This window comes from Pseudomonas sp. NPDC087817, from assembly GCF_044742875.1.
Lineage (GTDB): Bacteria > Pseudomonadota > Gammaproteobacteria > Pseudomonadales > Pseudomonadaceae > Aquipseudomonas.
In genome coordinates this window covers 166,771-190,284 of sequence record NZ_JBIUVJ010000002.1, presented here as the reverse complement: position 1 = coordinate 190,284, position 23,514 = coordinate 166,771, and the positions used below count along the sequence as shown (strand labels likewise).

General features: G+C 60.4%; 17 protein-coding genes and 1 pseudogene. 1 reads left to right on the top strand and 17 read right to left on the bottom strand.

Going from position 1 to position 23,514, the window contains the following annotated elements:
* Positions 1–293 precede the first annotated feature (293 nt).
* The 6 genes and pseudogenes from ACIONG_RS02855 to ACIONG_RS02830 all read right to left on the bottom strand — a co-directional run bounded on the left by ACIONG_RS02855 (position 294) and on the right by ACIONG_RS02830 (position 8,427).
* Positions 294–1,364, bottom strand: coding sequence for an autotransporter outer membrane beta-barrel domain-containing protein (locus ACIONG_RS02855; protein WP_212808953.1), 1,071 nt, complete (start codon positions 1,362–1,364; stop codon positions 294–296).
* A gap of 414 nt (positions 1,365–1,778) precedes the next feature.
* The gene (locus tag ACIONG_RS02850; RefSeq protein ID WP_401296564.1) at positions 1,779–2,561 is read right to left on the bottom strand and encodes an endonuclease/exonuclease/phosphatase family protein; all 783 of its coding nucleotides are present in this window, start codon (positions 2,559–2,561) and stop codon (positions 1,779–1,781) included.
* A gap of 332 nt (positions 2,562–2,893) precedes the next feature.
* A pseudogene (locus ACIONG_RS02845) lies at positions 2,894–3,249 on the bottom strand (DUF6124 family protein).
* A 512-nt stretch (positions 3,250–3,761) separates the two neighbouring features.
* The gene (locus tag ACIONG_RS02840) at positions 3,762–7,586 is read right to left on the bottom strand and encodes a hypothetical protein (protein WP_401296562.1); all 3,825 of its coding nucleotides are present in this window, start codon (positions 7,584–7,586) and stop codon (positions 3,762–3,764) included.
* Between the two features lie 293 nt (positions 7,587–7,879).
* Positions 7,880–8,146, bottom strand: a complete 267-nt coding sequence (locus tag ACIONG_RS02835) for a short-chain dehydrogenase (protein ID WP_401296560.1) — start codon at positions 8,144–8,146, stop codon at positions 7,880–7,882.
* Complete coding sequence (locus tag ACIONG_RS02830; RefSeq protein WP_401296558.1) at positions 8,143–8,427, bottom strand: DUF3077 domain-containing protein; 285 nt, start codon at positions 8,425–8,427, stop codon at positions 8,143–8,145. Before ACIONG_RS02830 ends, ACIONG_RS02835 begins: the two co-directional genes overlap by 4 nt.
* A 509-nt stretch (positions 8,428–8,936) precedes the next feature.
* Between ACIONG_RS02830 and ACIONG_RS02825 the strand changes: the two genes are divergently transcribed.
* A complete protein-coding gene (locus ACIONG_RS02825) occupies positions 8,937–9,125 on the top strand; it encodes a hypothetical protein (RefSeq protein WP_401296556.1) in 189 nt (62 codons plus the stop codon).
* Positions 9,126–9,255: 130 nt separating this feature from the next.
* On the opposite strand, the gene ACIONG_RS02820 is transcribed toward ACIONG_RS02825, so the two are convergent.
* The 11 genes from ACIONG_RS02820 to treZ form a co-directional block, all read right to left on the bottom strand.
* Positions 9,256–9,918 (bottom strand): Ig-like domain-containing protein, encoded by a 663-nt coding sequence (locus tag ACIONG_RS02820; RefSeq protein ID WP_401296554.1) that lies wholly within the window; start codon positions 9,916–9,918, stop codon positions 9,256–9,258.
* Between the two features lie 175 nt (positions 9,919–10,093).
* A complete protein-coding gene (locus tag ACIONG_RS02815) occupies positions 10,094–10,852 on the bottom strand; it encodes a PIG-L deacetylase family protein (protein WP_103302139.1) in 759 nt (252 codons plus the stop codon).
* Positions 10,853–11,009: 157 nt separating this feature from the next.
* Positions 11,010–11,696 (bottom strand): glycosyltransferase family 2 protein, encoded by a 687-nt coding sequence (locus tag ACIONG_RS02810; RefSeq protein ID WP_103302138.1) that lies wholly within the window; start codon positions 11,694–11,696, stop codon positions 11,010–11,012.
* Positions 11,693–12,292 carry an SAM-dependent methyltransferase gene (locus ACIONG_RS02805; protein WP_401296551.1) on the bottom strand — a complete coding sequence of 200 codons (600 nt, stop codon included), beginning with the start codon at positions 12,290–12,292 and terminating at the stop codon, positions 11,693–11,695. The genes ACIONG_RS02810 and ACIONG_RS02805 overlap by 4 nt, the downstream gene beginning before the upstream one ends.
* Positions 12,289–13,059: a PIG-L deacetylase family protein gene (locus tag ACIONG_RS02800; RefSeq protein ID WP_401296549.1), complete on the bottom strand. Its 771-nt coding sequence runs from the start codon at positions 13,057–13,059 to the stop codon at positions 12,289–12,291. The genes ACIONG_RS02805 and ACIONG_RS02800 overlap by 4 nt, the downstream gene beginning before the upstream one ends.
* Positions 13,056–14,054, bottom strand: a complete 999-nt coding sequence (locus ACIONG_RS02795; RefSeq protein ID WP_401296547.1) for an acyl-CoA dehydrogenase — start codon at positions 14,052–14,054, stop codon at positions 13,056–13,058. The genes ACIONG_RS02800 and ACIONG_RS02795 overlap by 4 nt, the downstream gene beginning before the upstream one ends.
* Before the next feature lies 1 nt (position 14,055).
* Positions 14,056–16,215 carry a glycogen debranching protein GlgX gene (glgX, locus tag ACIONG_RS02790; RefSeq protein WP_401296545.1) on the bottom strand — a complete coding sequence of 720 codons (2,160 nt, stop codon included), beginning with the start codon at positions 16,213–16,215 and terminating at the stop codon, positions 14,056–14,058.
* Between the two features lie 298 nt (positions 16,216–16,513).
* A complete protein-coding gene (locus tag ACIONG_RS02785) occupies positions 16,514–16,828 on the bottom strand; it encodes a DUF2934 domain-containing protein (protein ID WP_103302133.1) in 315 nt (104 codons plus the stop codon).
* Between the two features lie 28 nt (positions 16,829–16,856).
* Positions 16,857–19,625 (bottom strand): malto-oligosyltrehalose synthase, encoded by a 2,769-nt coding sequence (locus ACIONG_RS02780; protein ID WP_401296543.1) that lies wholly within the window; start codon positions 19,623–19,625, stop codon positions 16,857–16,859.
* Positions 19,622–21,700, bottom strand: a complete 2,079-nt coding sequence (gene malQ, locus ACIONG_RS02775; RefSeq protein WP_103302131.1) for a 4-alpha-glucanotransferase — start codon at positions 21,698–21,700, stop codon at positions 19,622–19,624. Before malQ ends, ACIONG_RS02780 begins: the two co-directional genes overlap by 4 nt.
* Positions 21,697–23,499, bottom strand: a complete 1,803-nt coding sequence (gene treZ / locus ACIONG_RS02770; RefSeq protein WP_401296540.1) for a malto-oligosyltrehalose trehalohydrolase — start codon at positions 23,497–23,499, stop codon at positions 21,697–21,699. The genes malQ and treZ overlap by 4 nt, the downstream gene beginning before the upstream one ends.
* Positions 23,500–23,514 lie beyond the last annotated feature (15 nt).

Sequence of the window (23,514 nt, the reverse complement as noted above, 5' to 3'; positions counted from 1 at the left end):
ACATTCAACATTTCTGTTGGCTGATCCACCGCCATCGCGGGCAAGCCCGCTCCCACAGGGAATTGCATTCCAGGCTGTTCTCACTGGAGAAATGCGATCCATTGTGGGAGCGGGCTTGCCCGCGATGAGGGCCGGACATTCAATAGTTGTATTGGCTGATCCACCGTCTTCGCGAGCAGGCTCGCTCCCACAGGGAATTGCATTCCAGGCTGTTCTCACCGGAGAAATGCGATCCATTGTGGGAGCGAGCCTGCTCGCGAAGGTGCCAGCCCAGACACTCTGAAAATCCCGTTTCACCAGCGCATCCGCACACCCAGACTGCCGATCAACCCGTTCAGATCATTGTCATCGACATCACTGCTGTAATCGGCGCTGACATACAAACTCACCGCCGGCGTCACCCGCGCCACCAGACCCAAGCCCAGTTCGACGGTCGATGACTTGCGACTGCTGCTGATCTTGTCGACCTGATCCAGCGTCACCGTATTACCCGTATACACCGTGTGCCAGAGGTTGGTGCGCACGTACGGCTCGACCGGCAGGCCGCTCAAGTCATAACTGCCTTTCAAACGCGCACCGACGCGACCGCTCCATGCCGTCAGATCGGTTGACGAGGCATTGCCCGAGCCTGCATAGGGTGTATCGAGGGTGATGCGCTGATTGATCAATTGCGCCTGGGGTTCGACCACCCAGTTTTCGCTCAAGCCAATCGGAAAACCGCCCTCCACCGAGAAGGTCATCGCGCTGCCTTCAGTGGCCTGCCGCGCACCTTGTTCATTGCGGCTGAACCCGCTGACCCGGCCGCCGCTGGCCGACACATCGACGTGCCAACCCTGCGCGCCGATCAGACTGTAATAGGCCCCCAGGCTCTGGCCCTGCAGATTGAGGGTGTCGGTGTTCGGATCGGCGAGGGCGCGGCTGGTGATCAGCCCATTGCCATTGGCCTGAATCTGGTTTTCGCCGCCGATCAGGCCGATCTTCTGGGTGTGGCCGTTGCCGCTTTGCAAGGTCAGCACGGCGGGGCCTTTGAAGTCACCGCTGCCGGGCGTTGCGAAACCCGAGGACAACACGTCGGTTTGCGCCTGGCGGGCGCTACGTCCATACAATTGGTCCCAGGCACCCGGCGCCAGCTCTTCGGTGAGCAGGTTGGCGCCGCGCAGGTCAGGCCGGGGGCTGAAACGCTGCGGGTCGGGAGTGATGACCGTCGCGGGCAGGTTCATGACCGGTACGTTCTCTCGGTACCAGGGCGTGGTTTCATCCGCCGCAGGGCGGGCCTGCGCCTCCATGGATGAGCACAGCAAGATAGAACTCGACACTGTGCAAAAAGTGATTTTGATCTCGTGTGGTGTGAGTGAAATTTTCATGGAGGTCTACCTTGCAGGCGCATGCGGCATCTCGATGTGGCGTCTCTCCTACCCCGAACGAGGGGCGACCGAATGGAGCGAGGCGAACCGTGGGCGCTCGCTTTCGCGAGAGTCCGGAGGCTCGCCCCGGGTAGTGATTCCGGGGGTAGTAAGGTAGAGATAAGAAGAGTCGGGCCTGTGCGTCAAGAAATTGAACGATGAGCGGTAATGCCGAATCGCATTACGCAAGCGTTTGTTTTTCTGCACATAACTAAGTGATTGTTTGTATGGAAAATCACTGCGCAGGCCCCGCGCCAGAGGTCTTTTATTGCCGACGGAAGGTCTGTTCGCGGATCGTGATATGCCAACGACCAGCCAAAGTGCACAGCATGTTGCTGTCAATACTGCGGCTGGTCGCGATGCCGTCGATGGCGATCAAAGATGCACTTCCACCGCCAACGGCAGGTGATCCGACAGGTGCGTCCACGGCTTGTTGCCGAGGATCTGCGGGTCATGGCTGCTGGCATTGCGCAGATAGATCCGATCCAGGCGCAACAACGGAAAGCGTGCCGGATAAGTCTTCGCCGGGCGGCCATGATGGCGCTCAAACGCTTCGTGCAGATAATCGCGCCGGGCGAGGGCGGTGTTGCCTTGCAACTGCCAGTCATTGAAGTCGCCGGCGATGATCACCGGAGCATCGTCCGGCAACGATTCGAGCAACTGGCAAAGCAGCTGCAACTGCAATTGGCGATGGCTTTCGAGCAGACTCAAATGCACGCAAATCGCGTGGACTTCGGCATGGCCCGGTACATCCAGCACACAGTGCAACAAGCCTCGCCGTTCGGGGCCGGTGATCGACACGTCGAGATTGCGGTATTCGCGGATCGGGTATTTCGACAACAGTGCATTGCCATGATGGCCGTCGGGATAGACCGCGTTGCGCCCATAGGCGAAATCACTCCACATGCTGTCGGCGAGAAATTCGTATTGCGAGGTTTGCGGCCACTCGTGGTAACGGCTCGAATGCCGCTCGTGCTCACCTACGACCTCTTGCAGAAACACCAGATCGGCCGAGGTACTGCGTACCGCTTCGCGCAACTCCGGCAGGATGAAACGCCGGTTGAGCGCGGTGAAACCCTTGTGGGTATTGACCGTCAACACCCGCAGGCGATGAATGACGGGGGCGTCGACGGCATGACGCTTGGGATCGCTGGACACGGTTACTCCTCTGAATCCTGAGTGCCTGTTCATGCGACTGATGGGTGAGGGCGGCAGTTCCGTCTGAAAACACCACACCCACCTTATGCAGGAGCTGCCGAAGGCTGCGATCTTTTGACTTGCTTCTCAAGATCAAAAAAATCGCAGCCTGCGGCAGTTTTTACAAAATCATTGTGGTGAGGGGATTCATCCCCGATGGGCTGCGCAGCAGCCCCAAAACCAATCACCGCGAATGTTCAGAATTACCGCGTACTCAGGATTTACGACTGCTGCGCAGCCGATCGGGGCGGTGCGACGGTTCGCTGAATCCCCTCGCCACAATGGGGCAGGTGTCAGTCCGGAATCTGCAAATTATCCAACACCCGATTCACCGCCAGCTCCCCGAGCATGATCAGCTGCGCAATCCCCAACAGCGTCCGATGCTGGCAAGAGATGGGCGAAGTCACTGGCAATGGTTCTTACTGAAGCAAGGGTCTCGAGGGCATCGACCAGCATTTCCTCGTTTTTGAAGTCCGCAGTAACGGCGTACATCCTGCGGGTTCTGCGGGCGATGGTGTGGATCCGGGCGGGCAGAGGTAGTGATCGAGGGCGCGGTCGGCGGCGTCGTTGAGCTTTTTCGAATCGAGAGATTCGTAGGGTGAGGTGAGGTGAGATCGGTTTCGGGCAGGTTGGGTGTTGGTTTGATCATGGTGAAGCTCTCATTGCCAAAAAACGACTCGCCGCGCTGACGTACAACACATCCAGCGGCGCTTCCATGGAGACCAGTGTTACGGGAATGCCGTCTTCGTTATGCGTCCTCTAAAAATGCGAGTTCATGCATCACTTCTAAAAGGCCAGTGGCGTTCCTACAGCTTGGCCCATGATCCATGGTATTTGGAAGTTACCTTTAATTGAATTCTGCTTTTTTTGCGCGTATATCAATGGCGGACTTGTACTGAGGCTGATACAAGTATTTACACGCTCAATCGTTTGTTTGCAGGTGCTGGATATAAAAGAATGGCTTCATCAAACAGTGTGCGCGTTAAACTGATTCTGAAGTGACGCTGCTGCTATAGTCTCTTTTATTATTTTTTTATCATAATGTCGTGAGTTGATTGAAATAAACTTTACCCCCCTTCCTCGGGCGAGTAAAGGGGGTGAGTTTATGCTTTTTTTAGTATTATTGGAGGTGCGTAGGCAGTGTGGAGATATCGCTTGTTTCTATGGAATGATGCATAAAACACCATTAAAATCTGAATCTTCCGAAAGGTATCCAGAACTTGAAAAGCCGGGGTTTAGGTTAAGTACCATTCCGTTTTTATTAGGCTCGCCCGCAGGTCTTTCCACCCACCAAAAATGCTCTGGGTTGTAACTGTCTATGCTAAATTTCTGATTTAGCACTTTTAGGTGTGCATCGACCTCCTCCGGTTTTACGTACCTGCCGCCTATGCCTCTTACCCAATTTGTTGAGGTGATGTAGTTTCCAGGGCTAGTACGATGTAACAAGTAGGATATGGCATTTGTGACGCTAACTTTGATTGTCTTCGACTGGCCGACAGAATCGCTCACGATCATTTCGGTCTCCCCATCTTTTTCGCTTCTGATTCTCCCGTACGAATCAACGGAGGCAATGAGAGGATCGGAAGACTTGTAGGTGTAAGGACGGACCCCACCTTCCACATGCGGTTCTGCGAAAGCTCCGTCGGGGTCAGTTGCGCGCCTCCATTTCGCGTTGCCATCCCAGACCGATATATTAAGCCCGCTAAGTTTGATAGGAGTTGTATCCACGATGAGTTCGGGATGCGCGGGTTGAGCTTTAACGGTGTAGTTCCGCAGCGTAAAACTCACCGCCTTGGCTTCATCGGTACTGCGATCAAACCCGACCTTGAACTCCACCCGCAGTGACGAGCCATCCTTCAAACCGCGCAGGTTGGGGGTAATTGGTCCTGGGCCATTGGGCAGCCCCCCCTGGGCCAATGGAGTCGACAGATAGGGCGCCGAGGTGTAAGCCGAACCATCGGCCTTGGTCCCGGAAAATCGTAACCACAAGGTTTGTCTCACGGCAATCAGCGGCCAACGGGTGATACGGGTACTACCACCAGACGGCAAGGCCGTGACATCCAGGACATCTCCGGCGGCCCCATCGATGGTCGGTTTGGTGAGTTCTGCATGTCCAGCCGGGATGACCTGCACGCTCAAGGCAAATTCGGCGGACTTGGTCGGCGTACCGTTGCGCGTGACGGTGTAGAACACCGTCACCGCCTTGCCCAGGTTGAAGGCCACCACCGTATTGGGAATCGCGATGTCTTTCGGGCCAACGGTGCCCACGGCCACCGCCGCCGAGGTGTGCGAACCTTCTGGCAGAGTGCTGGCGGCGCCGCTCCAGGTTACGGTGAGCTGGTCGGTGCTGGCCATGCCGGCGTACTGCGGCACCACCACGGTCAAGCGATCCTTGGCGGCGATCGGGTTCAGTGTGCTGCTGCCTGGGGCTTCCTTGATGGAAGGTTTGATCGGCTGGGCCAAGGCGATCTTGACGGTATATTTCCGCACAGGAAAACTCACCGCCTCATTCACGTTCTGGCTGCCCCCCAATCCGGCTTTGAAATACAGGATCAGGTCTGAGCCGTCTTTCAGGTTTTGCAGGTCGGCCAGCGGGATCTGGTGCAGGTAATAGCCTTGGTCGACCCACCCCTGGTTGGTCTGTGAGCCCGGTGGCTGCAAGAACGTCTTGTCGTATTTGCTTTCGTCTTTGTTGGTGCCTTCCACGCGCAACCAGACGTATTGCTTGAGCGCAATCAGCGGCCAACTGTTGATGCGCATGGTCGCGTTAGCGGTCAAAGCTCTGACGTCCAGCTCCGGCCCCTCGCCGTTGTTCGCCGCTTGCGTGATCAAGGGCTTACCCAATGCCGGGTCTTCTTGCGGAATCGCCAGCACCGTCAGCGCCAACTCTTTCGAAGGCACAGGCGCTCCACCGCGCGTCACGGTGTAGCTCACCGTCACCGCTTTGCCCAGGTTGAAGGCCACGACCGCGTTTTTCAGCGTGATCGATTGTGGTCCCAGCGTGGTCACGGTTTTTTTCGCGGAGGTGTCCGAGCCGTTCGGTGGCGTGCCGGTCCAGGTGACGATGATGTCATCACCGATGGCCATACCGGTGTAGTCGACGATGGCAGTCAGGCTGTCCTTGGCCGCTAACGGATTGAGGCTGGTGCTGCCATTGGCCTCCTTGATCTTCGGCGCGTCCAGATCCAGCGCCGCGCCAATACGCAACGTCAATTCATGCGAATTTCCTACCGTCGCCCCGGCTCGCTGAATGCTGTAATCGGCGACCACCGTGCCGTTGAGGTTGGCCGTCACGTATTGCTTGGCCACGGTGATGCGCACAGGTTTGCCGGCGGTGGCGGGGATCAGGTCGATATGGTCGCTGGTGCTGCCGCCGCTGGCCGAACCGCGCCAGCGCCAGGTCACGCGGTCCTTGTCGCGGGTGCCCAAATACGGCACCACCAGCGTCGCACCGGTGGGCGGCACCTTGTCCGGATCAAGCGCGTCATTGTCTGCACCTTCGACTTCCGGTCGGTCAAAGGTTGGCAAGGGCACGCCGACCTGCATCGGGAATACCAGCGATTCGCGCACGCTCAGTAATGCGGTTTCGCTGTTGGTGACGATGTAAAAAACCTTGACGTTCAGGCCGTTGAAGCGCTGGATTTCGGCATTGCTCACGCTACGCAGCACTGGCTGGTTTTCCGCGATGTCGCCAACCGGACGCGGGTCTTCGTAATAGACCGTGCTACCACCCGGTGCCTGGGCTTGCCAGATCAGATTGATCTGGTCGCTGCTGTTGCGACCGGGATACCAGGGAATGTTCACCGTCGCCCAGGTTGTCTCCGGCGGCAAGTTGCCACCCGGGGCCTCGTCCACGGTAGGGGCGCGCAGTTGGCTGATGTCACCAATCACCGTGGCGCTGGCATTTTTTGAAGGACGGTCGGCTGCACCGCTGCGCTGACGGATGTAGCCTACCGAGGCGCTGCCCTTGGCGATGGCCCTGACCGATGCATTGGGAATGGAAAACTTGAGCGGGAGGTCGACGAAGTTGACCGGCAATTCAAGTGGCCCGACGATGATTTGCGAGCCTTGCGCCGGGGTGCCTGTCCAGGTCAGGAACACCTTGTCACCGACCTTGAAATCAGCCTCCGGGGTATTGACCAGAACCACCACATCGTCATCGCCGAGCTGGTCGAGATTGATGCTGTTGGTCGGCTGGCCTTTGACCAGCACCAAGGGCTCCTTCAGTCGATTGCCGCCCAGATCCACCAGCACTTTGCGAATGGCCGACCACGGCGCGCGCTCGTCCGGGTAATTGCCGCAGCGATCGACGACCTGATAAGCCACCGCCACTTCCGGGCCATCACCTGCGACCTCGATCACGGCGCGACTGAACACCACGTCGATTGGATGGCCGACCGGGTCCAGGGCCTGTTCCGGCGTGACAACGTGAGTGACCTGCTGACTGCCCCAGCGAGCGAGGATGCGATCGTAGCGGGTGAGGTTGCGGTAGGGCACGATGCGCATCGTCACGCCCTTGGCCGGCAGGGTTTCATCGACCTCGTCATGGTCGAGGGAAAACTTCAGATCGGAGTGGCCGTCATCGCCGGGAATGTCATCGTATTCGCCGGGACGCGTGAGCTTGACCAGCAGGACCAGTTCGGGTTTGGAGTCTTCCTCCGTCTGGTTCTTGTAGGTGATCCGGTAAAACACCGGCTTGGCCTCGCCGTCGAGCACGTGGGCCTTGGGAATGGTGAACGACAGGTCCTTGTTGAGTTCGATATCGAAGTCGAGGGTCTTGCTCCAGACCGCCGAATTGGCATTGCCCCAGAACACTTCGGCCTTGTCGCCAATGTTCATGTTGAACCAGGCGGGGATGATGCCTTGCAGGTCGTCCTCCACCGCCCGGATGGGGATGCCACCGCTGTAATGCTCGGCAGGATTCAGGGCGACCAGCGCGGGAAAATACAGCGGTTTGAGGGCTAGCGGGTGTTGGGACGTGGTCATGGTGGCGGGCTCCGGTCGATGGTGGGGGCGACGGAGTGATTGAACGTGGGATCGGGGAATTGCGCACCTGTCAGATCTGACAGGTGCAGGCTGGTTTTCGACGAACGGTCATTAGGAGAGAGTGAATAACAAGCGCAGCCTTCGGCAGCTCATAGCCATTTTGGCGAGGGAGCTTGTCGAATCGTCGCACCGTCCCGCTGGGCTGCGCAGCAGCCCCAAAACCTGAGAATTCAATTCTTCATAAAACCGCATGCCTCTGAGCTGCCAGAGGCTGCGATGTTTTGATTTATCCCTCAGACCCGCAACTGAATCTGCCGTCCCAGCACATCCATCACATCACAGCCATCGCGCAGCAACATCGCCGCCGCGTGGGCCAGTTGCTGCACATCGGCGCCCTTGGCCGAGGTGATATCGAGACTGGCCAGGCTCTCCATCATCTGCGTCACCGCCAGAAACCGACTCGCCGCACTGGCGTGCAACACATCCAGCGGTGCTTCGGTGGAGACCAGCAACACGGGAATGTCGTCTTCGTTATGCGTCATCGAAAGGTGCGAATTCATGCCTCACCTCCGGCGCGAGCGGCGTGCAAACCATCGACCGATGCCTGCACCAATGCGCGTGCGGTGCTGAGCATTTGTTGGCTGGCCCAGCGCAAGGAGCCGCTGTGTTCCGGGCGGGTGGCGGTGGGTGCTTGATGGGCGAGGGCTTCGGCGCAACTGAGGTAGACCGTGGCGTGTTCGAGGGCGTCTAGTAGCGGGATGCCGGGTTGAACGGCGAAGAGGTGGTGGGCGACGTGGTCGCAGGGGGTGAAGGGTGTGGAAATCGTGGTTGGATCGGTCATCGGTGCAGCCTCTTGGAAGTCAGAGAGCTGCCACGTCATCGCCGTCAAACGAATGGGTGGCAACTGTGTGCAGGTTGACGGACCGGTCCAAGATACCCGGCGCACCCGAAGATGCCCCGCACACAGTCACCATTAAGCAATGCGTCGGGCACACGAGTGCACGCGCACATTGGAGAGCAATGTGCATCTTGGATATTCCGAGCCGTCAAACCCGATCACGAATGAGTCGTGACGGGCGCGAGGATAGGGAGTGAGGGCAGGGCAGTCAACCGCCACAAAACTTGCTGAACTACACCGATTTCCCAGAGCAAGCCCACTCCAACACTTGACTGCATTGCATAGCGGAAAATGCATAGGTCTCGAAGTGGTCGTCCAATGCTTCATATGCACTGCCGAGCGCGACGGCTTTTTTGGGGATCACACACAATGCATTCCACTGGTGTGCTCGCTCGTCCCCTTGCTGGGCGGCTTTTCTTATCCCGTTTGGATGTGGCCTGAGGCGGCCAGACGTGTTCAATGTGCGCTATATGGATGACGGGCTGGTACTGGCCCCGACATGCCATAAACGGCGTCAAGCGGTGCGGGTGGTCAATGACCTGTTCGATGAGCTCGATTTGAAAAAGTATCCCGACAAAACCTATGTCGGGCGTATTGAACGGGGTTTCACGTTCCTGGGAAAGCGCGACCCCGCCCAATAGCCTCTTATGTAGTTTCTGTTCAGCGAATGAACGCCAGCTTTGGGAGCAAGCTCCATTCACTGCCCTTGGCGGGCAATGGATGAGGTGGATTAACGTTTTTTCGTATTAACCGGGGGCAGAGGTGCTTGATTCACCACGGCCTTCTGGATATGCAGATGGATGGTCGATCGCTTGCTGAACCGCCTCCATTGCTCATGAAAAACCCGACGAATGAATGGTGGGGGTTACCGTCGTAGCGTAAAACGGCGCTTTGGGTCGGGTCTGCCGGGTTTGGGTGTGACCATAGGTGTGGGTATTTCATGTAGGCTTCGTATTTGATATTGAGGAGGGCGACGTGTTTGTCGATGGCGGAGAGTTCGAGAGGATCACCTCCGACACTCTGTGTCCATGGGAAGTAATCCTTATAAGGCAAATATTGTTCACCGGTGGACAAATATCTGCTGACGTTGGATGTAGTGACAGTGAAACTCTTACTCTGGCCGGCGAAGTCCGTAACAGTGATGGTGGTTTTTCCATTTCCTTCACTTCTGACGATGCCGTTCAAATCAACTGAGGCGATACGCTCGTTGGAGGATACATAACAATAGGGGGGGACTCCGCCTCGGGCGCTGCGATCAGCTGCGGTTTCAGCGGGGTCGCCTTTGGCGGTCCACTTCAGCCCCGAGTCCAGGATCGATATATTGAACCCGTTGAGGGTGAGCGGGGACGTGTCCACGATGAGTGCGGGATGCGTGGCGGTATTCAGGTTCACCACGGTGAGGGTGGTGTTTTCGGGCAGATCGTTGGTGGACATGGTGCGTACTCCATTAGGGAAGGTGACGGAGTGATTGAACGCGGGATTTAGGAAAAGCGCACCTGTCAGACCTGACAGGTGCGCAGGGTTTTTCGACGAACGGTCATTAGGAAAATGCGGACGTTAAAGGGGGCGCAGCCTCGGCAGTTCCTACACAGAGCAGGCCTGAAGTCGTTCAGACGAAGACAATTTCATACGGCAAACGCATCCGCTCAAGAATCACCGGCGGCAGCATCGGCGCGATGCCGATCGCCGGTTCGCCCTTGAGCTGGCTGGCGTAGGCGTGGGTGGCGTGGCTTTTGCGCGCGACGGTCCAGGTGTCGAGGCGCAGTTTGCGTGCGCGTTCCCAGGGGATCAGTTTTTGGTCGCGCTCCGGCCAGTGCCACGCCCAGACCGGCACGTCGTGGAAGGTCGCACCGGCCAGTTCGGCGGCTTCGGCGCTGGCGCGACCGACCGCTTCATGATCGTCGTTGCGGTCGCCGCGCCAGGTGCTGAACACCACGTCGCCGGGGCGCAGGTAGCGGCCGATGAACTCGGTGAGCTGGCTGTGCTGATCGTTCAGGGCGTTGTCGGTGAAGCCGCCGCGCACCCATTTCAGGCTGTGCATTGGCAGGCCGAGACGGCGCAGGGCTTCGACGCTTTCCTGCGGGCGAAACACGCTCAGGCGTTTTTCCGACCATTGCCGGGAGCCGGGGTGACTGGCGCTGCCGTCGGTGATGGACAGCAACTGCAATGGATGGCCGAGGCTTGAAAGTAATTGCAGCAATCCGCCGCAGGTCACGACTTCATCGCCGGGGTGCGGGGCGATCACCACGGCGCGGGCGCCGGGTGGCACGAGGCTGCGGGTGTTGATGACAGGAATGTTGTCCAGTTGCGGGGCGCTGTTCCAGATTTGCGCCGACGGACTGTTTTCGGTGAGCGATAACGGTTTCATGGGTGCGACGTCCTTGTGTGGTCTCGCCCTCAGTCGTGCCCGTGACCATGAATATCTGGCGCGGCCGACCCGTGAAGGCTGGTTGATTGCGGTGCGACGCTCCGAACCCTGGATTGCCGCGCAGCAGAGTATTGCTCATGAAGTGACGTTCGTCGCGTCACAGATCAATCTGATCCGTATTTTTTTGCTCTATCTGTGCCAGTTTTCGCAAATAGTCACCAAATCCGCCTCGCGCACGGCTGTCGAAACGAGCGCTGGTGTGAACTTGCGGGCGGTGACTCCAGGCGATGTTTGCGCCAACCAGTTCCAGCTCGCGCACCAGTTGCACATCTTCATCGCACGCCAGTGGCTTAAAGCCGCCGGCCCAGCGATAGGCATCAGCGCTGACGCCCAGGTTAGCGCCGTGGATATGCCGATGGCCATCGCAGGCGCGGTAGTGACGGTGGTAGCGGATTTGCGCCGCGGCATCGAATGACTCGTGCCAGCGCTCGACCGTGACGGTGCCGCACACCGCGTCGGCGCCCAATCCGAGCTGGGCCACCAGCCAGTCATCGGCGACGCGGCTGTCGGCGTCCGAGCAGGAAATCCAGCGGGCGCCGCGCTCCAACAGCACCTGAGCGCCGGCAGCGCGGGCCTGGCCGACATTGCGCGCGTCGATGTGCAGGCTCAGCACCGGGTAGTTATCGACAATCTGTGCCGAGCGGTCGGTGCAGCTGTCGAGCACCACCAGCACTTCAACCGGTTCGCCCGCGAGCAAACCGTGGCGGCTCGCACGCATGGCGGCGCTCAGGCACTCATCGAGCAGGTCCTCTTCGTTGTGCGCCGGAATCAGAATGCCAATCATCGCAAACCCTCCAGGGCGGCCACGGAGCGCGGCTCACGGCTCCAGACTTCGAGGATGAAATCCGCTTCCTGATGCAGGACCAGACGCGGCAGCTTCAACTGCTCATGGATCAGGTCGTGAACCTGCCGTGCGTTCAGCGGGCAATCATCAATGGGCGGGCGCCAATGGCAGGCGAGCAATTGCCCGTCGGCCGTCAGGGAATCACTGATCCGGCGGATCAGGTCTGTCAGATCCTTACTGTCGAGGTAGTAGCCGATCTCGCTAAATACAATCAGGTCGAATTTTTCCTCCGGCCAGTCACCTGGCAAGCGACTTTGCCGAACCTGAGCGTGGTCAAACAGGCTCAGTCGGGTGGTCGCCAGTTTGACCGCGGCGCTCGCCGTGTCACAGCACAGCAAGCGGTCGCAGCGCGTGGCCAGTTCAGCGCTCAACTCACCGTTGGCGCAGCCCGGTTCGAAAATCGAGCGGTAACGCGGGCGCGGCAATGCTGCGAGAGTGATTGCGCGTTTGCGTTGCTCGTACCAGCGCTCGCGAAAGGCCCACGGGTCGTCGTTGCCGGCGAACAGGCCATCGAAGTAGCGATCTTCGACGCTCATAGAAACACCACCTCGAATGGCTGCAGCAGGCGATCGAGCACATAGGGCGCCAGCACCGGGCCAAGCCCTGCTTCGGGATCGCCTTCCAGTTGACTGGCGAAGGCATGTACAGCATGGCGTTTGCGCGCCACCTGCGCCGGCGACAACAGAATCTTGCGCGCCCGTTGCCACGGCACAGCGGCGTCTTCGGGCGTTGCCCAGTGCCAAGTCCACACGGGCAACTCGTGACAAGTCGCACCGACTCTTTGCGCCGCCTCGGCACTGGCGCGGCCGACAGCCTCGTGATCGCAATGGCCGTCCTCGCACCACGTGGTGAAGACCACATCATCGGGGCGCAAGTGGTGTTCGATAAACTCGCTCAGTGCCTGTTCTTGAGAGGCCACTTGCGTATCGCTGAAGCCGCCGCGCAACCATTTCAGGCGATGCATGGGCACACCGAGCCGGCGCAATGCTTCGGCGGACTCCTGTGGGCGAATCACGCTGAGGCGCTCGACGGGCCAGCGTTCGGAACCGGGATGACTGGCGCTGCCGTCAGTCACGGAGATCAACTGTAACGGACGGCCAGCGGCGGCGAGCAGTTGCAGCAAGCCACCGCAGCCGAGCACTTCGTCATCGGGGTGCGGGGCGATGACCACCGCACGCGAGCCCGGTGGCACCAGATCAAGAATGTCGATGCTTTGCAGTTGCGCCAGATGCCGCGAGCCCTGCCATTGCTGTAGGGACGTGCCTTGGCCGACGATTGGATTATCTTTTTTGACGGCGTTCATAGCGTCCATGCCTCTTTCGGTCGCGCGGCGACGATGTGGCCGAGGGCCGCGAGGTCGCGTTCGGCGTGGCTCTGGCGCAGGAAGACCGGCAGGTCGGCGAGCAGTCGGGCGAAATGCCGATTCTTGCAGTAAGGCCCGGCACCCAGTGCGCGGCCGACGTCGCGGATGACTTGCTCGGCAGACTGTTCAACCACAGCGCGGGCACGCCGGGCCAACAGTTCGGCGTTGGCTTCGGGGTGCGCATCGATGTGCAAAGCGCTGAAGCGCAGGACATCGGCCGCCGCCTGCAACGCGGCATCGACCGCGCCGAGATGGGCAAGGGCGTGCGGCTCTTCATGTTGCGCGCAGTGTTGGCGCAGCGCCTCGGCAATCTGCCGCGCGGCGCCGTACCAGCAGGCGGCAATGCCGATCCCGCCCTGCCAGAAACCCGGGCGTTGCAGGTAGTCGCCAGGGTTGCCGATGGCTTGGCCCTCGGCGCCCTCGAACACTACTTCGACGCTGCCGGTGGCGCCCATGCCCACCGCTTGCCAGCCTTGATCGGTAATGCTCACGCCCGGTTGATCGAGCGCCACCGCCACCAGTTGCTGCTGATCATCGGCATCCCACGCGGTGAGCAGCGCATGGCTGAGCACCGCCGCGCCGGAACACCAAGCCTTGCGCCCTTGCAGCGCGACCATGTGCCCGGCGGGGCGCACTTGTACCCGCGCCTGCGGTGGTTCCGCGGCCCACATGCCCCAGGTGCTACCCGGCGTTGGCGAACCACCCAGTTGCTCGATGATCGACAGCGCGTCGGTGTGACCTTCGTAGAGTTTGCACAAGCCCAGATCATGTCCGCCGACATCGGCCAGATGCCGAAAGCGCTCCAGCGTGTGGCCACTGCCCGGCAGCGGCAAACGATCCAGACCGGCCTCGACCATCGCCCGCAGGCAACCGCCGAGGGCTACGGTGTTGGCATAGTCCGGTGGCCGGCGCGCGAGATAGTTCTGCAATTCCATATCAATCTTCTTCTTCGCGTTGCAGTTCAAACAGCAGCAACGAACGGCCGGTGACTGAATATTCGTGACCGAAGTCGAAGCGTTCCTGACCGCGAATCGACGGCTGATTGGTGTCGATCATGCAGGTCCAGAAACTGCCTTCAGGCACTTCCGGCAAGGTGAAGTTGACGATGTCGTGATGGGCGTTGACCACCAACAGCAGGGTCGCGTCGGCGCCCTTGCGGCGAATGCCGGTTTCCTGCGCGCGGCCATCGAGGAGCATGCCCAGGCACCGGTTGTGCGCGTCATGCCAGTGTTCGGTGGTCATCTCGGTGGCATCGGGAGCGAGCCACGTCACGTCCTTGACGCCGATGTCTTCGTTGTATTCGCCGACCAGGAAGCGGCCGCGACGCAGGATCGGGTAAGCCAGGCGCAACTTGATCAGGCGTTTGACGAATTTCAGCAGGGCTTTGCCGTCCTCGCTCAGGTCCCAGTTGACCCAGCCGATTTCACTGTCCTGACAGTACGCGTTGTTGTTGCCGTCCTGTGTGCGGGCGAATTCGTCGCCAGCAACGATCATCGGTGTGCCTTGTGACAGCAGCAGGGTGGCGAAGAAATTGCGCATCTGCCGATGGCGCAGCGCATTGATTTCGGGATCGTCGGTTGGCCCTTCGACACCGTGGTTCCACGACAGGTTGTTGTTGCTGCCGTCCTGATTGTTCTCGTCGTTGGCTTCGTTGTGCTTGTCGTTGTACGACACCAGATCGTTGAGGGTGAAGCCGTCGTGGGCGGTGATGAAGTTCACCGACGAATACGGCCGCCGTCCGCGCTGGTTGAACATCTCGCCCGACGCGGTCATGCGACTGGCGAAGTCGGCGACCTGGCCGTCATCGCCTTTCCAGAAGGCGCGCACGGTGTCGCGGAATTTGTCGTTCCACTCGACCCAGCCCGGCGGGAAGTTGCCGACCTGATAGCCGCCGGGGCCGCAGTCCCAAGGTTCGGCAATCATTTTCACCTGACGCAGCACCGGGTCCTGACGGCAGGCGACGAGGAAGCTGTGGCGTTCGTCAAAACCGTCGTGATAACGACCGAGAATGGTCGCCAGATCGAAGCGGAAGCCGTCGACATGCATCTCGCTGGCCCAATAGCGCAGCGAGTCGGTGACCATTTGCAGCACGCACGGGTGGCTCAGGTCCAGCGTGTTGCCGGTGCCGGAATCGTTGATGTAGAAGCGTTTGTCATCCGGCATCAGTCGGTAGTACGAGGCGTTGTCGATGCCGCGCATCGACAGGGTCGGGCCTTGTTCGTTGCCCTCGGCGGTGTGGTTGTAGACCACGTCGAGGATCACTTCCAGATTGGCCTCGTGGAGGTGCGCGACCATTTCCTTGAACTCGGCGATCTTGCCGCTGGCGAGATAGCGCGGGTCCGGGGCGAAGAACGCGATGCTGTTGTAACCCCAGTAGTTGGTCATGCCCTTGTGCAGCAAATGCTGATCGTTGACGAAGGCATGGATCGGCAGCAACTCGACCGTGGACACGCCAAGTTTGCGGATGTGTTCCAGCACGTCATCGACCATCAGCCCGGCGAAGGTGCCGCGCACGTTCTCCGGCACCGACGGGTGACGCATGCTGATGCCGCGCACGTGGGTCTCATAAATGATCGTTTTGTCCCAGGGAATGCTGACGCGGTGGTCGTTGCCCCAGGTGTGCGCCGGGTCGATGACCTTGCACTTGGGCACGAACGGCGCGCTGTCGCGTTCGTCGAAACTGAGGTCAGCGTCGGGATGGCCGATGGTGTAGCCGAACAGCGCTTCCGACCATTTCAGCTCGCCGACCAGTTGTTTGGCGTACGGGTCGATAAGCAATTTGTTGTGGTTGAAGCGATGACCGTTGGCCGGGTCATACGGGCCGTAAACGCGATAGCCGTAGATCAGCCCGGGATGCGCGTCGGGCAAATAACCGTGGAAAATCTCGTCGGTGTATTCCGGCAGTTCGATGCGTTCGAGTTCGACCTCGCCTGTGTCGTCGAAGATGCACAGTTCGACCTTGGTGGCGTTGGCGGAGAACAGGGCAAAGTTCACCCCCAGGCCATCCCAGGTCGCACCGAGCGGGAAGGGCAGGCCTTCGCGGATTCTCGAGGGTTCGGCGTGCGTGACTGGCTCGGCTTTGTTTGGACGGGTCATGATTGCTCCTGCAAAAATCGGGGGTCGTTCGGTTAAACCTGAACCTGTGGCAGAGTGATTTTGTGGTGAGGGGATTTATCCCCGATCGGCTGCGTAGCAGTCGCAAAACCATTGGATGCGGTGTGGCAGATGCTCCGCATTTGTTGTTTTTGGGGTCGCTTCGCAACCCATCGGGGATAAATCCCCTCACCACAGAGGTCTTCACCCACATGGCGGTTAGTATTTTTTGAGGACGAGTTGGCCCTCTGTGGCGAGCAAGCCCGCCACACGGTTGTTCAGTTCAATAAAACGGGTAGCGTCAGTTCGCCGGGGGCTTGCGCGCAGCTCGCGGCTTTTTCTCGACGGCTTTCTCGCCCGGGGGAATCACTTTCGCAGCACTTGCTGGCTTGGCTTTGGCCGGGGCTTTGGGTTTGGCGGCGGGGGCTTTCACCTCGGCGGTTTTGCCGGCAGCCTTGCTGCCCGCCGCCTTCGGCGATTTTTTCGGCGCCAGGGCTTCGGCTTCGGCCAGCTTGCGCGCCATTTCCCAGTGGCGATCTTCCTGGCCTTCGGGTTTACCCTCCGACTCCCAGATCTGATAGGCGAATTCGCGGATGCGTTTATCGTCGGTGCTCATCGCAATGCTCCTGAACTGAACTCATGCTTTACGTTAAGTGTTGGATAAAGAGATTGACCGGGACATCCCCCAGCGCGTCGCTGATATTCAGCTCCCTGTTTTTTGTGACTGCGCCGCTCGAAAAAAGTCCCTTCAAGTTTGTGTCGGAGGCGGCGAACGGTAAAACCACCCGCGTATCGCCCCAGCGCAGCGCATCGACCTGAGGTACAGCACTGTTTTCCAGCAGGGTTGCGCAACGGACCGGCACGATCACGATGGCTTGCATTCCCTCATGTTCACGGGCAAACGCGAGCACGTTGTGCGCTTGGCTGCCCAGCACCTCAAGGGCCTGGTACGAACCCCGCCGGAACAACTCGGCGTGCTCGACACGCAGGTTCAGCACCTGGGCAATCAAGGCTTGCTTGATGCGCCCGTCACGCCAGTTCGACAGCATTTCCTTGACCGGCACGGGTGCCTGCAAGGCTTGCTCGCGAGCGGCGTAATCCACCGGCCGGCGGTTGTCCGGATCAACCAGGCTGAAGTCCCAGAACTCGTTGCCCTGATACAGATCCGGTACCCCCGGCACGGTCATGCGCAGCAAGGTTTGCGCCAAGCCATTCAGCGCACCCGCCGCCGCGATGCTGTTGACGGTTTTACTCAGCGCCGCGCGTAGCAGTTCACCTTCATCACCGGTCAGGAGTTTTTCGGTGAACGATTGCGCGGCGTTTTCATAGGCCTCGTTCGGTGCGCTCCAACTGCTTTGCAACTTGGCTTCGCGCAACGCTTTCTGCTGCCATTGCCAGATCCGTTTGGCGTAGTCGGCAAATCCGGCCTGATCATCGTCGCGCAGCTCCAGCGGCCAACTGCCGATCAGGGCCTGATACAAAATCAGCTCGTCGCCGGTAGACGGCATCTGCTCGTCACTGCGCACCGGCCGGGCGAGGGCACGCCACAATTCGATTTGCTCGGCATACCAATGGCTGCGCTCGCTGAGCACGGCCAGACGCGCCCGGGTGTCTTCGCCGCGTTTGTGATCGTGGGTGGCGGTGGCTAACAGGTTGTCGGGGAACGCCTCAAGGCGTTGCTGATTGAGGGCGTGGAAGTCGCTGAGCGGTGCGCTGAATTGCTCGGTGTTGTAGCCGACGTCATTGCGCGACAGCAGCACGGCGGAGCGATACAGCGCGGTGTCTTCCACGGCTTTGGCGGCCGCCGGCGACGTCAGTTGCTGGAAACGCACGCATGCATGTTTGAGGATTTTTCTTGAACGGCCTCGGGGCTTGTGTCGCCACGGCGTGCCACCGAGCCAGGCTGCCAGACAATCGAGCACCGGCCAGTCGCCTTCGCCCAGCGTCTGCCGCGCACCGTCCATGGCCTGCTGAAAGAATTCTTCATCCTGGGCCGAGCGACCCATCGCGCTGATGTAAGTGCGGTACACCGGGAAATGCACGATCAGCGCCTGCAACGCCCGACGGATCGCGCCGAGGGTCAGGTCACGGGTCATCAGGTCATCGCGGGCGACCTGCAGCAAGGCTTGAGCAACGCTTTCGAAATCGCTGGCCAGCGAGCCATTGAGAATCTGCTGACGCGCCAGTTGCGCTTCTTCGATAAACGCCGCAGGGCGCTCGGTGCGGCGTTGCCACAAATCACCGAGGACGTGTTCGCCGTCCGGATCGTGTTGCAGCAACGACAGCTGATTCATGAACTCGTAACCGGTGGTGCCGTCCACCGCCCAGTCGCGGCGCGGCGTTTCACCGGCGCCGAGGATCTTCTCGATGTAGATCGGCAGATGCCGCCCCGGTGCGAGCAGATCGACACGGCGACGCAATTTGCGGCAGTAGCCACGTGGATCGGCGAGGCCGTCGATGTGGTCGATGCGCAAACCATCGACCAGGCCTTCAGCGATCAACTGGAAAATTTTGCCGTGAGTCGCTTCGAACACCGCCGGGCGTTCGACGCGCAGACCGCCGAGTTCATTGATATCGAAGAAGCGCCGCCAGTTGATGTCGTCGGCAGCAGTGCGCCAACTGGCGAGGCGGTAACTCTGCCGTTCCAGCAATTGATGCAGCTTGTGGAAGCCTTCTTCGGTAGTGGAATCGTAGGCCGCGAGGTTGCGCTGGATGGCGTCGAGTATCGACGGATCGCTCGCCAATTGCCGCAGTTCTTCCTTTAAAGGAACGGCCAGTGAATGCGCGTCGGTCTGGTCGCTGAGCGCGCTGAAGCGCTCAGCCAGTGACCTCAGCGCATCATCACCGTTAAGCAAATCAGCGTAATCGTTCGGGCAGATCGGGAAGTGGTGGTCGTAGTGCTCGACATAAAAGCTGCCGCGCTGCGCATCAAACTGCAGTTTCAGCGTGCCTTCCTGCAATGCCACGCCGTAGTCACTGCCGAGAAACGGCAGCAGTAACTGGCCTTCCATCAACGGGTCCGGCGAGTGCCACTGAATGTCGAAAAACTCGCCGTAGGGGCTCAAGCGTCCCCATTCGAGGAGATCAAGCCACCAGGGATTGTCATTGCCGCCGACCGCCATGTGGTTGGAGACGATGTCGAGAATCAGGCCCATGTCGTGGTCGCGCAGGGTGTTGACCAGCCGCCGCAGCGCCGGTTCGCCGCCCAGTTCCGGGTTGACTTGCGTCGGGTCGACCACGTCGTAGCCGTGCATCGAACCGGCGCGAGCGGCGAGCAACGGCGAGGCATAAATGTGGCTGATGCCGAGCCGGGCGAAATACGGCACCAGCGGCACCGCGTGTTCGAGGGTGAAGCCTTTATGAAATTGCAGGCGCAGGGTGGCGCGCAATGGTTGGATAAGCGATTGATTCATTGGTCACGCTCGGCAGCCTGCAGGCGCGCGCACGCCAGAAGTTCCAGACGTCGCGCGGCATCCGCGCCGTCGAGCAACGCTTCACTGGTGCCCGGCAAACGCCGCGACCAGTTCGGGTGCGTGTCGATGGTCCCCGGCAGATTGGCCTGCTCGTCAATGCCTAGCGCATCTTCAAGCGGCAGCAGCACCAGCGGCGCTCGGGTATGGCCAAGGAAACGCACGCTGGCGTCGACCACTTGATCGGCCTCGTGGGACTCTTCGCGGAAGTTCTGCGGGTCCTGACTCAGCGCACCGCGCAGACCTTCGCGCTCACGCTGGCGGTGGCGTCGCCATTCGATTTCACCGTTGGCATCGACAAAACCCAGGCGTGCATTCCAGTCGATATCGCGGCCATGCCACCAGCCGTTGAGCGTCGGCAGATCGTGGGTGCTGGTAGTGGCTAGCGCATTGTCGGGCCAGTCGAGAATCGGTTTGAAATGGGTGTTGTCCTGCTCGAACAACAGTACGCGCATGCCGAGCATTGAACGGGCGATGAGCTTTTCCTGGAGACCGTCGGGCACGGTGCCGAGGTCTTCACCGAGCACGATGGCTTGATGACGATGGGATTCGAGGGTCAACAAACGCAGCAGATCATCCACCGGGTAATACAGATACGCACCGTCGGCGGGCGCCGCGCCGTTGGGAATCACCCACAACCGTTGCAGGCCCATCACATGGTCGATGCGCAGGCCTCCGGCGTGGGCGAAGTTGGCGCGGAGCATTTCGATGAATGCGCGAAAGCCATTGCGGATCAGGCCTTCCGGGGAAAACGCGGAAATACCCCAGCCCTGACCCGAGCGATTGAGGATGTCCGGCGGTGCGCCAACGGTCAGCGAAGCGAGCAGTTCGTCCTGAAAGCTCCAGGCCTGACTGCCGGCGCCATCTGCACCGACCGCGAGGTCGGCGATAAGGCCGATGCCCATGCCGGCGCTGCGTGCGGTGGTTTGCGCGCGTTCCAGACAACGGTGGATCAGCCACTGGCAAAAGGCGAAGTAACCGATGCGCTCGGCGTACTCCTCGGCAAACGCTCCAAGGGCGGCGCCGCGTGGGTCATGCCAATGCTCGGGCCATTCGCGCCAGTCGAGGCTTTCGCCGCGGGCGGCGCGCATCTCTTGAATGGCCTCGAAGCGGCAATGGTTCTCCAGTGCTTCACCACCGGCGTGACGGAAACTGGCGAAGTCGGGGTGGAGCGGGTGATCGCCGGCGACGAAACCCTCGTACAAGGCTTGCAGAAGTTTCTGCTTGGCTTCGGCGGCGGCTGGCCAGTCGATGAGTTTCAGGCTTTCCAGTTGGGCAAATTGCTCCGCCAGACCGCTGGCCTCGATGGCATCGCGCAAGGCGCGCTCGCCAAGAATCGCGCCCGGCGCGGCATACAGCGGGTTGAGGAACAGACGGCTGGACGGCGAATACGGGCTGTAACGTCCGGTGTCGGCGCTGAACATCGCATGCAACGGGCTGATCGCGAGGGCGTCGGCGCCGCGCTCACCGGCCACGCGAGCCAGTTCTTCCAAGGCCTGGGTGTCGCCAAAACCGCCATCGCCGGGGCGACGCAGGCCATACAACTGCACGCTCAGGCCCCAGGCGCGGGGGATCGGATTGTCAACCGCGTCGCCGACGCTGAAGCAGCGCTCCGGCGCTACGGCGAGCGTGAAGTATTGATCGTCAATGTGAACCTGCTGATAGCCGACCGGGATCAGGCCGGGCAGTATCGCCTCGGCGTCGAGTTTCAGGTTCATTCGCGAACCGTCCTCAAGGTGGATCTCACACGGCGTCTCAGGTTTGAAATAGCGCGCCAGATCGACGCCGATACCGACGTCACTGGTCAGCAGCGGCGGCAAATGGCGATCTTGTTGGACTTGTTGCAGTTCAAGCAGGCTGGCGTCGATTTCCTGGGCAGTGCTGGCGGGGTGGCCCAAGCCGATCAGGACATTGCGCAATACCGCCGGGGCGACTTTTTGCGGGCGGCCGTTGGCGTCGATCCAGTCGACCGCGAGGCCGGCCCGGCTGGCCAGAATTTCCAGTTGCGCATCGCTCATAGGCGCTCTCCATTCAGAGGTTGCAGAGGGGTTGCGGCCGTGAGGCTGACGAGCGCGCAATACGGGGGCAACAGGCCCTCATCCGACATTTCGATCGCAGGTGGCTTTTGAAACAGCCACACCGCGCCGGTCCGTGGAGGGTTGACCACTGCCGTATCGCTGAGGTTCAGGTCGATTCGCAGCTCACTGCCATCGCCCAGTCGCCAGCGTGCGCTGACGGCGGCGTGGCCCAGCATGTGCGCGCCCAGCGCCTGCGTGCCGGAAAGATTGGGGATGATGTAGCGATGGCGCAATTGCAGCAGTTCCCGGTACAGCGCAAGGGTTTCCTGTTGCTGCGGCGTGCCGTTGCCGAGCAGTTCGGGGCGCGTCGTCTGGAAGGTTCGTTCGTCGTTGGGATCGGGGATTTGCTCGCGTTTGTGTGGATCGGTGAAGGCGCTGAACCCGGCGAATTCGTTGCGCCGGCCTTCGCGCACCAACTCGGCCAGTTCGCCGTGATGGCTGGTAAAAAACAGGAACGGCTGTTCGGCGGCAAACTCGTCGCCCATGAACATCAGCGGGATCATCGGCGACAGCAGCAACAACACCGTCGCCGCTTGCAAGGCGCGCGGATCGGCCAGTTGATGCAGACGTTCACCGAAAGCGCGGTTGCCGATCTGGTCGTGGTTCTGCAGAAACAGGACGAACGCGGTCGACGGCAGATGTTCGCTCGGCTCGCCCCGTGGTTCGCCGTGACGGGTGATATGGCCTTGAAACACGAAGCCCTGGCTCAGGCAACGGACCAACTGTTCGGTGGGTTGCAGCGCATAGTCGGCGTAATAGGCGTCGGTTTCCCCGGTCAGTAATACGTGCAGGGCGTTATGGCCGTCGTCGTTCCACTGCGCGTCGTAGTCTTCTTCCAGCAAACTCGACTGGTTGAGCTCATTCTCGACGGTCAGCCAGACATGGCGGCCGGGATCAACCTGTTGGCGAATGCGCTGCGCCAGTTTTCGTAGAAAACGCGGGTCCTCAATGGCGTGTACGGCGTCCAGGCGCAAGCCGTCGAAGCGATACTCCAGCAACCACATCAGTGCGTTTTCGATGAAAAACTCGCGAACTTCACGACGCCGAAAATCGATCCCGGCGCCCCATGGCGTGTGCTTGTCCTCGCGGAAAAAGCCTTTGGCGTAGCGGCTCAGGTAGTTGCCGTCGGGGCCGAAGTGGTTGTAGACCACGTCAAGAATCACCGCCAGACCGTGGCCGTGGGCGGTGTCGATCAAGTGTTTGAGCTGTTCCGGCGTGCCGTAAGACGCTTGCGGTGCGTAGTGCAGGACGCCGTCGTAGCCCCAGTTGCGGTCACCGGGAAATTGTGCGATCGGCATCAGTTCGATGGCGGTGATACCCAACTCTGCGAGCCGCGCCAGCTGCTGTTCAACTGCCGCAAAGCCGCCCAGCGCGCCGACATGCAACTCATAGATGACCGCTTCGTTCCACGGCCGCCCGTGCCAGGTAGTGTGTTGCCATTGATAAGCGTCAGGGTCGACCACCACGCTGTAGCGGTCGATGTCGCCATCCTGGGCGCGGGAGGCGGGGTCAGGCACCTCCATTTCACCATCGATGTTGTAGCGGTAACGCGTGCCCGCCGGACAGCGGGCCTCGATCATGAACCAGCCGTCTGCCTGGGGCAGCATCGGCAGCGACTGGCCATCTTGCAGTTCGACGCTTACGGAAAACGCGTCAGGTGCCCACAGTGCAAATTGTGTGTGTTCGGCGTCCAGCTTGATCGCGCCGTGGGGCCAGTTCTCTTGGGTCCGTAACGGCATCGTGGAAAACTCCCT

Coding starts and splice junctions, on each gene's coding strand:
- ACIONG_RS02810 (WP_103302138.1), bottom strand. CDS start 11,696: ATGATTGGCATTCTGATTCCGGCGCACAACGAAGAGGACCTGCTCGAT.
- ACIONG_RS02780 (WP_401296543.1), bottom strand. CDS start 19,625: ATGAATCAATCGCTTATCCAACCATTGCGCGCCACCCTGCGCCTGCAA.
- ACIONG_RS02795 (WP_401296547.1), bottom strand. CDS start 14,054: ATGGAATTGCAGAACTATCTCGCGCGCCGGCCACCGGACTATGCCAAC.
- ACIONG_RS02800 (WP_401296549.1), bottom strand. CDS start 13,059: ATGAACGCCGTCAAAAAAGATAATCCAATCGTCGGCCAAGGCACGTCC.
- glgX (WP_401296545.1), bottom strand. CDS start 16,215: ATGACCCGTCCAAACAAAGCCGAGCCAGTCACGCACGCCGAACCCTCG.
- ACIONG_RS02855 (WP_212808953.1), bottom strand. CDS start 1,364: ATGAAAATTTCACTCACACCACACGAGATCAAAATCACTTTTTGCACA.
- ACIONG_RS02820 (WP_401296554.1), bottom strand. CDS start 9,918: ATGTCCACCAACGATCTGCCCGAAAACACCACCCTCACCGTGGTGAAC.
- malQ (WP_103302131.1), bottom strand. CDS start 21,700: ATGAGCGATGCGCAACTGGAAATTCTGGCCAGCCGGGCCGGCCTCGCG.
- ACIONG_RS02835 (WP_401296560.1), bottom strand. CDS start 8,146: ATGAATTCGCACCTTTCGATGACGCATAACGAAGACGACATTCCCGTG.
- ACIONG_RS02785 (WP_103302133.1), bottom strand. CDS start 16,828: ATGAGCACCGACGATAAACGCATCCGCGAATTCGCCTATCAGATCTGG.
- ACIONG_RS02815 (WP_103302139.1), bottom strand. CDS start 10,852: ATGAAACCGTTATCGCTCACCGAAAACAGTCCGTCGGCGCAAATCTGG.
- ACIONG_RS02830 (WP_401296558.1), bottom strand. CDS start 8,427: ATGACCGATCCAACCACGATTTCCACACCCTTCACCCCCTGCGACCAC.
- ACIONG_RS02840 (WP_401296562.1), bottom strand. CDS start 7,586: ATGACCACGTCCCAACACCCGCTAGCCCTCAAACCGCTGTATTTTCCC.
- treZ (WP_401296540.1), bottom strand. CDS start 23,499: ATGCCGTTACGGACCCAAGAGAACTGGCCCCACGGCGCGATCAAGCTG.
- ACIONG_RS02805 (WP_401296551.1), bottom strand. CDS start 12,292: ATGAGCGTCGAAGATCGCTACTTCGATGGCCTGTTCGCCGGCAACGAC.